Annotated in this window: 9 protein-coding genes; 5 read left to right on the forward strand and 4 right to left on the reverse strand. The window is 72.3% G+C overall.

All coding sequences use genetic code 11. The features are described 5' to 3' along the window. The first annotated feature begins 27 nt into the window (after positions 1 to 27). The gene (locus ACH4ZX_RS34385) at positions 28 to 1,416 is read left to right on the forward strand and encodes a pyridoxal phosphate-dependent decarboxylase family protein (protein WP_398281623.1); all 1,389 of its coding nucleotides are present in this window, start codon (positions 28 to 30) and stop codon (positions 1,414 to 1,416) included. Between the two features lie 215 nt (positions 1,417 to 1,631). Here the strand turns inward: ACH4ZX_RS34385 and ACH4ZX_RS34390 are convergent, their stop codons facing one another. Next, complete coding sequence (locus ACH4ZX_RS34390; RefSeq protein ID WP_398281626.1) at positions 1,632 to 2,528, reverse strand: NAD-dependent epimerase/dehydratase family protein; 897 nt, start codon at positions 2,526 to 2,528, stop codon at positions 1,632 to 1,634. A 53-nt stretch (positions 2,529 to 2,581) separates the two neighbouring features. Continuing rightward, complete coding sequence (locus ACH4ZX_RS34395) at positions 2,582 to 3,103, reverse strand: MarR family winged helix-turn-helix transcriptional regulator (protein WP_398281629.1); 522 nt, start codon at positions 3,101 to 3,103, stop codon at positions 2,582 to 2,584. A gap of 39 nt (positions 3,104 to 3,142) precedes the next feature. Here ACH4ZX_RS34395 and ACH4ZX_RS34400 point away from each other — a divergent pair, with 39 nt between their 5' ends. After that, positions 3,143 to 4,075, forward strand: coding sequence for an EamA family transporter (locus tag ACH4ZX_RS34400; protein WP_398281632.1), 933 nt, complete (start codon positions 3,143 to 3,145; stop codon positions 4,073 to 4,075). 267 nt (positions 4,076 to 4,342) lie between these two features. Here ACH4ZX_RS34400 and ACH4ZX_RS34405 read toward each other — a convergent pair whose 3' ends face one another. Then, positions 4,343 to 5,944 (reverse strand): protein kinase, encoded by a 1,602-nt coding sequence (locus tag ACH4ZX_RS34405; RefSeq protein ID WP_398281635.1) that lies wholly within the window; start codon positions 5,942 to 5,944, stop codon positions 4,343 to 4,345. Positions 5,945 to 6,663: 719 nt separating this feature from the next. Between ACH4ZX_RS34405 and ACH4ZX_RS34410 the strand changes: the two genes are divergently transcribed. The 3 genes from ACH4ZX_RS34410 (at position 6,664) to ACH4ZX_RS34420 (ending at position 11,218) form a co-directional block, all read left to right on the forward strand. Further along, positions 6,664 to 9,894 (forward strand): BTAD domain-containing putative transcriptional regulator, encoded by a 3,231-nt coding sequence (locus ACH4ZX_RS34410; RefSeq protein WP_398281638.1) that lies wholly within the window; start codon positions 6,664 to 6,666, stop codon positions 9,892 to 9,894. A 133-nt stretch (positions 9,895 to 10,027) separates the two neighbouring features. After that, entirely contained in the window at positions 10,028 to 10,474 is a 447-nt protein-coding gene (locus ACH4ZX_RS34415) for an ATP-binding protein (protein WP_398281641.1), read from the forward strand. 117 nt (positions 10,475 to 10,591) lie between these two features. After that, the gene (locus ACH4ZX_RS34420; protein WP_398281644.1) at positions 10,592 to 11,218 is read left to right on the forward strand and encodes an FMN-dependent NADH-azoreductase; all 627 of its coding nucleotides are present in this window, start codon (positions 10,592 to 10,594) and stop codon (positions 11,216 to 11,218) included. A gap of 1 nt (position 11,219) precedes the next feature. Here the strand turns inward: ACH4ZX_RS34420 and ACH4ZX_RS34425 are convergent, their stop codons facing one another. After that, the gene (locus ACH4ZX_RS34425) at positions 11,220 to 11,891 is read right to left on the reverse strand and encodes a hypothetical protein (protein WP_398281647.1); all 672 of its coding nucleotides are present in this window, start codon (positions 11,889 to 11,891) and stop codon (positions 11,220 to 11,222) included. Positions 11,892 to 11,907: the final 16 nt, after the last annotated feature.

Consider the following 11,907-nt stretch of genomic DNA (forward strand, 5'->3'; position numbering starts at 1 on the left):
GCTGCCTCCGCGTTCTACGCTGCGGGCATGCACCCCGCACTCGCCGATGATCTCTCCCGGCTCTCCGAACTCCTGCAGTCCGCCCGCGACTACGCCGCCCGTGAGGTGGCGGGGCTCGCCGAGCGGCCGGTCGCCGTGTCCGGCCGGGCTCCCGAACGTGCTCCGCTGCCCGCCGAGGGCGTAGGAGGCGCCACCGCCCTCACGCGGTTCGCCGAGCGATGGGCGCCGGGCTTCTCCGGCTCGGCGGGCCCCCGCTACCTGGGCTTCGTCACCGGAGGCGCGACCCCCGCGTCGGTCGCCGGTGACTGGCTGACCGCGGCTCTCGACCAGAACATCTCCGGCGCCGGCGGTTCGTGGGCGCAGGAGCTGGAGCGGGAGACGGTCGGCTGGCTGCGCGAGCTGTTCGGGCTGAGCGAGGCGCACAGCGGAGCGTTCGTGACGGGCGCGACCGTGTCCAACACGATCGGCCTGGCAGTCGGCCGGGAGTGGCTCGGCGAGCGGCTGGGCGTGGACGTCTCCCGGGCCGGTGCGGCGGCGCTGGGTCCGGTCGACGTCCTCTCCGGCAGCCCGCACTCCAGCATCACCAAGGCGATGTCGGTGCTGGGCATCGGCCGGGACCGGCTGCGCCAGGTGCCGCTGCTGTCCGGCAACCGGGAGGCCGTGGACGTGCGCGCGCTGGAGGAGGCGCTGGCCGAGCGGGACGGCCGGCCGGCGATCGTCGTCGCGAACGCGGGCACCGTGAACACCGTCGACTTCGACGATCTGCGCGCGATCGCCGCTCTGAAGGAGCGCTACGACTTCTGGCTGCACGTGGACGCCGCGTTCGGCGGCTTCGCCGCGCTGTCCCCCGAGTACGCGTCGCTGGTCGACGGCCTCGACGCGGCCGACTCCGTCTGCGTCGACCTGCACAAGTGGCTCAACGTCCCCTACGACGCGGCCGTGCAGTTCACCCGGCGCCGCGACCTTCAGGTGGCGGTGTTCCACAACGCCTCGCCGTACCTCGGGATGCCCGTCGGCGAGCCGGACTTCCTGCATCTGACCCCCGAGAACTCGCGACGGCTGCGCGCCCTGCCGGCGTGGTTCTCGCTCATGGCCTACGGGCAGGCCGGGCACCGGGAGATCGTCGAGCGGAACGTGGCCCTGGCCCGGCGTCTCGGCGAGGGCGTCGACGCCCTGCCCGGTCTGCGCCTGCTGGCGCCGGTCCGGCTCAACGTCGTCTGCTTCACGCTCGCCGAGGACCCGACCACGGAACGGGTGAGCGCGCTGGCGCAGGCGGTCGCCGAGTCCGGGGAGGCGTACGTGACGCCGACGGTGTACGGCGGGGTGCCCGGACTGCGGGCCGCGTTCAGCAACTGGCGCACCACCGAGGACGACACCGCGCGCGTGCTGGAAGCGCTGGCGGCGGCCTCGGGCTGACCGCGGCCCGGCGGTCCTGACCGCCGCCGGAAACGACCGGGGTGACGGCGGTCGGGGGCCGTCACCCCACCGGCGCGGGCACTCCTCGTCACCGCCCGCCGCGCCCTCGCCACGGCGATCGCGATCGCCATGGCAAGGTGTGCCCCCCAGGGGTATGTCACACACCGGCCCGGCGTGCGCCTGGGTGTGTCCGGATGCCGCGCGGGGCTACGGCGTCAGACGAGCCGCTGCTTCAGCAGTCTCAGTTCCTCCGCGACGTCGTGCATCTTCGGACTCCAGTCCAGCTGTTCGCGTGCCGCCGCGTTGGACAGCCGCTGGGAGTAGGTCAGCGCCTCGGCGAAGGGACCCAGCGCCTGGGACGCCACGTCGACCGGCAGGGAGGCTGCTTCCCCGCCGCCGAGCGCACGGCTCGCCATGACGGAGAAATCCCGGTAGGACATGCTCTCTCCGTTGCCCGCCAGATAGAGAGAGCCGGCGGGGGCGCGTTCGAGCGCACTGACACACAGGGCGGCGAGATCGTCCACGTGCACGAAGGCGAGCAGGTTGTCCCCGTCGCCGACGTAGTGCACCCGGCCACTGCTGTTGTAGTCGGCCAGCAGCGAGGTCGCGACGAAGCCGCTCGTGCGCCCGTACACCATGGGCGCGCGGACCACGGCGCTGCGGACCCCCGAGTCGGCGGCCCGCCGGATCTCCCCCTCCAGCGCCGACCGCCAGGAAAGGAACGCGGGCGGATCGTCGGGGGTCGACTCGTCGACTTCCACCTCGGGCCCGGTGTTCCCGGTGCCGAGTGAGCCGGTCACGTACAGGAAGGCCTTGTCCGTGCCCCGCATCGCCTGGAGGACCGAACGGACCGCGGCGGTGTCCGCCTCCCGGAACCTGTCCGGAACGGGGTCCAGCCACGCGAACACGACGGCGTCGGCCTGGAGCGCCCGTGCCACCCACTCCGCAGGGCGGCCGACCTCGCCCGGCTGAACCTTCACCCCGGCCGCCTCCAGGGTCTGCGCGGATGCCGTGGACCTGGCCAGGCCCACCACGTCGTGGCCCCGCTCGAGCAGATGATCCACGACGGCGCCGCCTATGTATCCCGTGGCGCCGATGACGAATGCTTCCATGTGGTCTCCCAAGGTCAATGAGCGACGTGGCCGGGTGAGGCCGGGGTCGCGGGTCAGTCGCTGTCGGCGGCGCGTGGGTGATCCATGCGGGACAGCCAGGTGGTGAGCAGTGTTTCGAGTGCCGCCGCCTCGGCCGGTGTCAGCGCGTCCAGCAGACGGCGTTCGTTGCGCATGTGCTCGGTGAACGCCTGGTCGATCAGTTCGCGCCCGGGGGTGGTGAGGGCGACGATCCGCCCCCGCTGGTCGTCCTCGGACCGGCGGCGGGTGACGAGTCCGGCTCGCTCCAGACGGTCGATCCTCTTCGTCATGGCGCCGGTGGTGACCATGGTGTGCGCGGCGAGTTCGCCGGGCGCTCGTTGGTAGGGCTCACCGGCGCGGCGCAGCGCGCACAGGACGTCGAACTCCCCTTCGCTGAGGCCGTAGCGGGCGTAGACGAGGCGGAGTTCCCCGGTGAGCTGGTCGGCCAGCCGGTGAAGCCGGCCGATCACGCCCTGGGGGGAGACGTCGAGGTCGGGTCGTTCGCGGCGCCAGTCGGCCTGGATGCGGGCCACTCGGTCCAGCTCACTGTCTTCCATGGAAGACATTATAGCTTCCATGGAAGTAGAATGCCTTCCATGGAAGCTAATGTGCGCTGGGTCGCACTGACCGCGATCGCACCGGTCGCCTGGGGAGCCAACTACTACGTCACGCACGAGTTCCTCCCCGCGGACCGCCCCCTCTACGGCGCCGCCGTGCGAGCGCTGCCGGCCGGCCTTTTCCTGCTGGTCCTGTGCCGGCAACGGCCCCGGGGTGCGTGGTGGTGGCGATCCGCCGTGCTGGGGACACTCAACGTGAGTGTCTTCTTCGTCCTCGTCTACGCCGCCTCCCAACTCCTTCCCACGAGCGTCGCCTCGACGGTGATGGCGGTGTCCCCGCTGACGATGATGCTCGTGGCGTGGCTGCTGATGTCCGAGCGTCCGAGGACCGCTCATCTGGCCGGCGCCGCGATCGGGCTCGTCGGCGTGTGTCTCATGCTGCTCACGGGGGCCTCCCGGGTGAGTGTGCCGGGTGTTCTCGCGGCGGTGGCCGCCATGCTGGTGTCGTCGTTCGGCCACATACTGACCAAGCGGTGGAACGCCGATGTCGACGTGCTGGCCTCGACCTCCTGGCAGCTGACCGCCGGAGGCCTCTTCCTCCTCCCGGTCGCCGCAGCCGTGGAGGGGGCCCCGCCCGCGCTGTCCACGTCCGGGTTGCTCGCCTTCGGCTACGTCGCTCTCGTCGCCACCGCGCTGGCGTTCGCCGCCTGGTTCACGGGACTGCGGCACCTGCCCGCGGGAACCGTGGGGCTGATCGGCCTGCTCAATCCGGTGACCGGCGTGCTGCTGGGCGTCGCCGTCGCCGGGGAGGCGCTGACCGTCCAGCAGTCGTGCGGGCTGGCGCTGGTCCTGGCCGGCGTCGTCCTCGGCCGGCCCGCCCGCGCGAGCCGGCGCGGCAGTGGCCGGGCCCCCGCTGATCCGGCGCCCGAAGCGCGTCCCGCGCGAGAGCCCTCAGCGCCCGGTAGCCGGTGACGAGGCCCTTCACACCGACGAGAAGAAGTGAGGTGGGCTATCCCGCATGCGGAATAGCCCACGGCGGCGAGATGTCGCTCCGGGGATGAACGACACACTCACCACCCGTCGATTGGAACATGAGGAGGGGTGGTGAGTGATGAGCAACCGGTACTCCATGACGCCGACGATCCCGGTCCCCGCCTGCCGAATGTGAACGAGGCGGAACGGTGAGGGGTGGGCACACCCCTGCGTGCGAGGCCGGCATACGTGTGACGCGGAACGCCGCTATGAGACACCCGTCGACACCCAGACGGTCACCACTTTGAGGTCCGGGTCGACCTGGGCGCCGATCGGCGACTGGTCGACGACGATTCCCTTCCCCCACAGGGCTTCGTCCTTCGTCTTCTCCGTGAGCTTCCACCCGCCGGCCTCGGCGCAGGCGCGCACCGAGTCGATGTGGTGCAGCTTGAACCACGGCACCGAGATCTTCCCGTCCTGCGAGACCTTGGGTTTGGTGCAGTCCTTCACCGGCATCGTGAGCGAGGTGTCACCCATCACCACATCGCCGTGCGAGGGGGACGCCGATGTCGACGCCGCGGGTTGCGAAGCACTCTTGTCCGGGCCGACGTCTTCCGGATTGTTGCCCTTCTCCCCGTTGCCCAGCGTCAGCACCGTCAGCCCGCCGAGCACGAGCACGGCGGTGACCGACGCCCCCCACACCACCGCCTTGCGGCGCGGCGGCGACGAGGGGCGCTGCGGGGCCTGCGGAACGAGCCCACCGGGGGGCGTCCCCTGATAGGGGTTGTGGTGCATGGCCATCGGCGCCGGACCGCCGGCAGCCGGCGCGGCGGCTCCTTGCGAGGGGTACGCGGACGCCGCGAAGGTGGGCATGTAAGGAGCCCCCACCGCCGGCGGGGGACCGAAGAAGTCGTTGCCCTGCCCGACGCCGGGCTGCCCGGCGGAATCCGCCGGTCGGGCGGGGGCAGGGGATCCGGCCGGCCCGATCTCCGCGAGCAGTGCCTGGACCGCCTCGCGCATGGCGTCGGCGGACTGGTGCCGCTGCGCGGGGTCCTTGGCCAGCGCTGTGGCGATCAGCCGGTCGACGGACGCGGGCACGGACGCGTTGACCTGGGAAGGCACCGGCGCGGGTGCCTGCACATGCTGGTAGGCGATGGTGAGCGGCGCGTCGCCGTCGAACGGCAACCGGCCGGTGACCATCTCGAAGAGCATGCAGCCGACCGAGTACAGGTCGGAGCGCTCGTCCACCTGACGGCCCATGGCCTGCTCGGGGGAGAGGTACTGAGGAGTCCCGACGACCATCCCGGTCTGCGTCATGGAGCCGAGCCCGCTCTCCATCGCCCGGGCGATCCCGAAGTCCATCACCTTCACCACGTTGCGCCGGGTGATCATCACGTTGGCCGGCTTGATGTCCCGGTGGATCAGCCCTCTCGCGTGGCTCTCCGAGAGGGCGGCCAGGACCTCACTCGTGATCTGCAGGGCCAGCGGTACGGGCATCGCCCCGCTCTCGGCCACATGCTGGTCGAGGAGTTCCCGCAGCGAACAGCCCTCGACGTACTCCATGACGATGTACGGCTCGGCCGCACCCTGGCCCGAGTGCTCGCCCGAGTCGAACACCGAGACGATGTTGGTGTGGTTGAGGCTGGCGACCGCCTTGGCCTCTCTGATGAACCGCAGCCGGAACGCCTGCTGTCCCGCCAGGTCCGAGCGGAGCAGCTTGACAGCCACCGGCCGGTCGAGGACGGTGTCGTGACCGAGATACACCGTGGCCATGCCGCCTTCTCCGAGAAGGCTTTGCAGGACGTAGCGCCCGTCACCCACGGCGCGCCCGTCAGCGCTGGCCAAAGTGTGCTCATCCCGACCGGTCATTCGGTACCGCCCCTTCACCGTGTAACGCCCCCGCTGCGGGCGGCAGTGCCGGCCGGCCCCCGCTCGTCGACGGCGGCGCCGCGCACTACGATGTCAGGGCCGCGGCGACCACGCGCGGCCACAGCTGCGGATGCCTGGCCACCATTCACAGGCCATGCTCATCCAACGCGTTACCGAACGTCCGATCATGAGTAATCCATACTCGTTTCGGCGGCGGACAAGCCGACAGGGACGCCGTAACGGCGTCGTCGGACTGTCGGCCGGGCTGGGCCGGGCCGCGCCGGTGGTCCCACCGCGGCCGGCAGGCGAGGGACCGCCTTCCCGTCGCACCCGGTGGTGATGACGGCCGTTGGGCGTCGGATGCCCCTCCGTCCCGTGGACCTCCAGCGGGCGGGGCTTGCCCGTCCGGGCGGTATGAAGGGGGCGAGGGCAGGGCCGGCCCGGGAGCGGGGAAGCCGGCGGAGGCATCCACCAGGCTGCCGACCGCCCGTGGGCCGCCGCACGAGTACTCGCTACTCAAGCCCCGCCGCCGGACGGCGGGAGTGGTACGCCGCGGCCGTGCCGAGGCCTGCACACCTGCCCCGGGAGCGGCGAGGCGCGCGGTCCTGTGTGTGTCGGGCACACCGCTCGGCCGGGTCTGCCGTGCCGGGGCCGGTGCACCATGGAGACGTGCGTACCCCCAACGGCGCACCCGGTCAGGTGAGGGAGGAGGTCCGGGCGTGGACATCCGCCTCCTGGGACCGCTCGAGGTGGTCTCCGACGGCCGGCCCTGCACCCTGCCCGCCCGTGCGGAGCAGTCGCTGCTCGTGCGGCTGGCGCTGGACGCCGGCCATGTGGTCCCCGCCGGGTCGCTCATCGACGCACTGTGGGGAGACAACCTGCCGGCCGACCCGGGCAACGCCCTGCAACTGCGTGTGTCGAAGCTGCGGCGGGCCCTGGCGGCCCAGGGACTGCCGGCCGGCCTGATCACCACACGCGCGCCCGGGTACCTGGCCCAGGTCGACCCGGACCAGGTCGACGCGGTGCGCTTCACGAGCCTGGTCGCCGAGGCCCGGCGCCTCGCCGGGCAGGCACCCGACGACGCCCTGCGCCGCTACCAGCAGGCACTCGACCTGTGGCGGGGTCCGGCGCTGACCGGATTCGTCGACGAGGGATGGGCGCAGCCGGAGGCCGCCCGGCTGGAAGAAGCGCGTCTGTCGGCGATCGAGGAGCGCGCCGAGCTGCTTCTGGCCGCGGGCCGGTACACCGAAGTGGCCGGTGACCTGGAGACGCTGGTGCAGCAGCACCCCTTGCGGGAGCGCCTGCACGGTCAGCTGATGCTGGCCCTGTACCACTCGGGCCGGCAGGCCGAGGCACTGGCGGCCTACCAGCGGGCTCGCCGGATCCTGGACAGCGAACTCGGCCTCGAGCCCTCGCCGGAACTGCGCCGGCTGCAGGAGGACATCCTCCGGCAGGACCCCCGGCTCGGGGGTGCGGCCGGTCCCCGGCCCGCCGCACACACCGGCCTGCCCACCCGGCTGACCTCGTTCGTCGGCAGGACCGCCGAGACCGAGCAGCTCCTCGGCCTGCTGGCCCGGCAGCGCCTGGTGACGCTCACCGGCCCGGGAGGGGTGGGCAAGACGAGCCTGGCGATCGAGGCCGCGCGCCGAGGGAGCACCGGCGACGGGGCGTGCCTGGTCAAGCTCGCACCGGTCGGCGAACCCGCGCTCCTTGCGCGCGCCGTGGCCGACGCCCTGGGCGTCCCGGCCGCCGCGGAGGCGGACGAGGACCGGCTGATCGCCTGTCTGCGCGGACGCCAGGTGCTGCTGCTCCTGGACAACTGCGAACACCTGGCCGCTCCCTGTGCCGTCCTGGCCGAACGGCTGCTGGCCTGCTGCCCCGATCTGAGGATCCTCGCCACCAGCCGGGAGCCGCTGGGAGTCGCCGGGGAAACCCAGTACGCCCTGACTCCCCTCAGCGTGCCACCCCGGTCGGCGGAGCCGGCGGACCTGACCGCCTACGACGCGGTGCGGCTGTTCCTCGACCGGGCCCGCAGCGCCCTGCCGGAGTTCGCCCTGGACGGGGACAGCAGCCCGGCGGTGGCGCGGATCTGCCGCAGTCTCGACGGCATTCCCCTCGCGGTGGAACTGGCCGCCGCCCGGATCAAGACCCTTCCCGTCCAGGAGATCTCCTCCCGCCTGGACGATCGCTTCGCCCTCCTCACCGCCACGACCCGTACCGCCGAGGCCCGCCAGCAGACCCTCCGGGCCACCATCGACTGGAGCTACCGCCTGCTCACCGAGCCCGAGCAGATCCTGTTCAGGCGGCTGTCGGTGTTCCGGGGCGGCTGCGGTCTGGACGCGGCGGAGACGCTGTGCGCCGACGGCGACCTGGAACGCGGGGACATCCTCGACCTTCTCGGCCACCTGGTCGACCGCTCCATGGTGGTGGCCGGACACGCGGGCCGGGCGCGGTTCCGGCTGCTGGAGACCCTGCGCGAGTACGGGGCCCGGCGACTGCGGGAGGCGGGCGAGGAGGAACGTTTCGCCGATGCGCACGCGCGGTACTTCACCGGCCTGGCCGAGCGCGGCGAGCCCGAACTCCGCGGCTCCCGCCAGGGACAGTGGCTGGGCTGGCTCAAGCAGGAGCGCGACAACATCAGGGCCGCGCTCACCTGGTGCCACGCCCACGCCGGCTCCGACCCCGACCGCGGCCTGCGCCTGGTCGCCGCCCTCGGCTGGTTCTGGTACTTCGCCAGCCACATCGGCGGGGGCCGTGAGGTCGAGCGGATGCTGGCGGCCGCGGAGGGCGGATCCCCCTCCGCGCGGGGGCGCGCCCTTCAGGCCCAGTCGCTCGCGGGACGGCCCGGCGCCTGCGTCGTACACCCCGACCAGCGGTGCGCCGCCGCCGCACGCGCCAGCCTCCGGCTGTTCGAGGAGACGGGCGACACGCACCGGGCGGCCTACTCCCGCACCCTCCTGGCGGTGGAGGGCATCACCGGCAACGGCACCCGGGAATGCCTGGCCATGCTGCCGCAGGCCGTCGAGGAGTTCGCACGCCGGGGCGACGAGTGGGGACGAGCCCTGACGCTCTTCGTGGAGATGGAGCTGCGGTTCACCCTGGGCACCTTCGACACCGCGACGGAGTACGCCGAACGCGCCCTGTCGGTCTTCACACGACTCGGCGACCACTGGGGCACGTCGGCCATTCAGTACCACCTGGGACTCGCCCTGCACCGAGCGGGCCGCCCGCACGCGGCACTGGACGCCTACGCGGGCGCCCTGGCCGAGGGAAGGAAGACGGGCATGGCCAACACCGTGCAGTACGCGCTGGCCAACGCCGGCCTGATCAAACTGGCGTTCGCGGACCTGCCCGGCGCCGAGCAGTGCTTCGAGCAGTCCCACGCCGTGGCCCGGGAGCTCGGTGCCGACGGCAACCCCCTGGCGGCCATGGGCCAGGCGCATCTCGCCCGCCAGCGCGAGGACCTCGACGTCGCCCAGGCCCACTACACCCGGGTCCTGGAACTCCTCGAAGGCCAGGACAAGCCCGACTGGACCGCCGCCGCCCTCACCGGCCTGGGCTTCGTCGCCGAGCTCTCCGGCCGCCTGGACACCGCGGAGTCCTGTCATCTTCGCGCCTGGCACGTCGCCGCCCCGGCCGGGTGCGCCGCCGCGGTGGCGGGCGCCATGGAGGGCCTCGCCTGCGCCACGGCGGCATGCGGCGACGGCACGAGGGCGGCGAACCTGCTGGGGGCCGCCGCGCGTTGGCGCGAGGAGCACCGTTGCCCGGCGTCGTCCCTCGAATGGCAGGACATCGAACGGGGCACCGACCGCGCCCGCGCCCTGATCGGCGACGACCACTACCGCGCCGCGTACGCCGCCGGCCTCGCCGAGGATCCCGCCCGTCCGCCGGCCATGCCCTCCCGCGCGGGCTTCCGCACACGGGACGCCGGTCCTGACCGACCCGGCTGACGCACAGGCATCCGTGACGTCCCGGGATTTCGCGGCACGCGCCGGGACAGTGCCCGGACAGGGACCCGACAGGCCGATCGGCCAGCATCGGAGCCGTCGATGTCCCCGGGAAGCTACCGGATCGGTGATTCTGATGTGTTCCACCACCCGCCTGGCCGACGCGCCGACCCGGCGCGTCCTGGCAGCCCCCACAAGGTCCTACACCCTGCGGCTGGCCCACGACGTGACCGCCGCCGCGTCCGCCCGGAGAGAAGCCCGGATCCTGCTGGCGTCGTGGGGTCTGCCGCAGGAGCAGACGGACGACATCCTGCTGATCATCTCCGAACTCGTCACCAACGCCGTCGAGCACGCTCTGCCGCCCGTGGCTCTGCGGCTGAGGCGGATGGGCGCCGACGGCGGTGTGCACATCGACGTCAGCGACGCGGGTCCCGCCGCGTCCGAGGGGGCGAGGGCCGCCACCGGAACCCCCGCCGAACACGGCCGCGGCAGGGTCATCATCGACGCGCTGTCCGCCGGACACGGCACCCGGGCAGAGGCCGGGTCGGTCCACCACTGGGCCACCGTCGGCGTCACGGCCTGACCCAGCACAGCAGGCGCCGTCAGCCGTACCGACACCAGGTCCGCGACGGCACCGCCGCACCCGCGGCCGGCACCTTCACCTCGGGGCACCCGGGTACTGGCCGTGAAGGAGACCACCATGCACAGACTCCTGCACATCGCGGCTTCCCCGCGCGGGACGGCGTCCCAGTCCCGGTTCCTGGCCGACGTCTTCACGGACAGCTACCGGGAGGCTCACCCCGATGCGGACGTGGACCTCTTCAACCTCTGGGACGGCACGCTTCCGTCCTTCGGCCCGACCGCGACCGCGGCCCACATGGCGCTCCTCGCCGGCTCCCGGCCGCAGGGCGCGCCGGCCCGTGCCTGGGCGGCCCTGCGCGAGACGTTCGACCGTTTCGACAGCTACGACCGGTATGTATTCAGCGTTCCGATGTGGAACGGCGGCATTCCCTACATTCTCAAACAGTTCATCGACGTGATCTCCCAGCCGGGCCTGGTCTTCGAGATCCACCCCGAACGCGGGTGCACCGGCCTGCTGAGAGGGAAGAAGGCCGCCGTGGTGTACACCAGCGCCGGCTACGGCCCTGGCCGCGACGATGCCTTCGGCAACGACTTCCAGACCGCCTTCTTCGACGACTGGCTGCGCTGGACCGGCATCGACGACGTCACGGCCGTCCACTTCCGTACCCACCCGACCGCGCCCGGCGGCATCGAGGACCGCCGCGCTGCCGCGGCGTCGGCCAGGCAGGCGGCCAGGACGTTCTGACCTACTTCTCCAGATCGACACGCATGGTCATGAACTCCATGGACGCCGACATCACGGTGCTGTTCGGGAACAGAGCCACCCCCGCGGTCGTCGCGTCCGCCCAGCCGCAGATGACGTTCCCGTTCTCGGCGAGCGACGCCGGCATGCACTCCACCGAGCCGCCGAGCGGTCCGGGATCGCTGACCGGCTGCGCCTCGGGCACACCCTGATCGAAGTCCCACTTGATGTGTTCCAGCATCCCGCGCCACAGGTGTTCACGGCGCTTGGTGGTGGCCTCGGGCACATGATCGACCGCGACGACCAGAACGGCGTCGTCGCTCCCCCAGTCGGAGTACGCGGCCGACACCAGGTTCATGCCGTCGCGCATCTCGCCCGGGTCGACGTCACGTGCCGGGTTCCTGCCCGACACCTTGGACAGACCGCCCGCCATCGACGCGTCGATCACCTGCCTGGCCGGGCCCGAAGCCGAGGCGGAAGGCGGGGCGGAGGCGGAGGCTTTGGCGGAGTCCGTCGCACTGGGCCGGGCGGGAGCGGTGGTCGGGTCCACGGTGCTCGCGGACGCGGCGGGGGACTTCGCGGGCTTCGAGCCCTTGAGATCATCCCCTTGGCACCCGGTCAGCAGTACAAGCCCCAACACCGCCGCCGTGACAGCGGGAACACGCGATACGCGCATGACAAACCCCCTTTTG

It is taken from the genome of Streptomyces sp. NPDC020490, from assembly GCF_044335305.1.
Taxonomy (GTDB): domain Bacteria; phylum Actinomycetota; class Actinomycetes; order Streptomycetales; family Streptomycetaceae; genus Streptomyces.

What these genes read in the sequence shown, in the direction of transcription:
- ACH4ZX_RS34395 (WP_398281629.1), bottom strand. Translation starts at nt 3,103, where the DNA reads ATGGAAGACAGTGAGCTGGACCGAGTGGCCCGCATCCAGGCCGACTGG.
- ACH4ZX_RS34385 (WP_398281623.1), top strand. Translation starts at nt 28, where the DNA reads ATGCACCCCGCACTCGCCGATGATCTCTCCCGGCTCTCCGAACTCCTG.
- ACH4ZX_RS34415 (WP_398281641.1), top strand. Translation starts at nt 10,028, where the DNA reads ATGTGTTCCACCACCCGCCTGGCCGACGCGCCGACCCGGCGCGTCCTG.
- ACH4ZX_RS34390 (WP_398281626.1), bottom strand. Translation starts at nt 2,528, where the DNA reads ATGGAAGCATTCGTCATCGGCGCCACGGGATACATAGGCGGCGCCGTC.
- ACH4ZX_RS34400 (WP_398281632.1), top strand. Translation starts at nt 3,143, where the DNA reads ATGGAAGCTAATGTGCGCTGGGTCGCACTGACCGCGATCGCACCGGTC.
- ACH4ZX_RS34420 (WP_398281644.1), top strand. Translation starts at nt 10,592, where the DNA reads ATGCACAGACTCCTGCACATCGCGGCTTCCCCGCGCGGGACGGCGTCC.
- ACH4ZX_RS34425 (WP_398281647.1), bottom strand. Translation starts at nt 11,891, where the DNA reads ATGCGCGTATCGCGTGTTCCCGCTGTCACGGCGGCGGTGTTGGGGCTT.
- ACH4ZX_RS34405 (WP_398281635.1), bottom strand. Translation starts at nt 5,944, where the DNA reads ATGACCGGTCGGGATGAGCACACTTTGGCCAGCGCTGACGGGCGCGCC.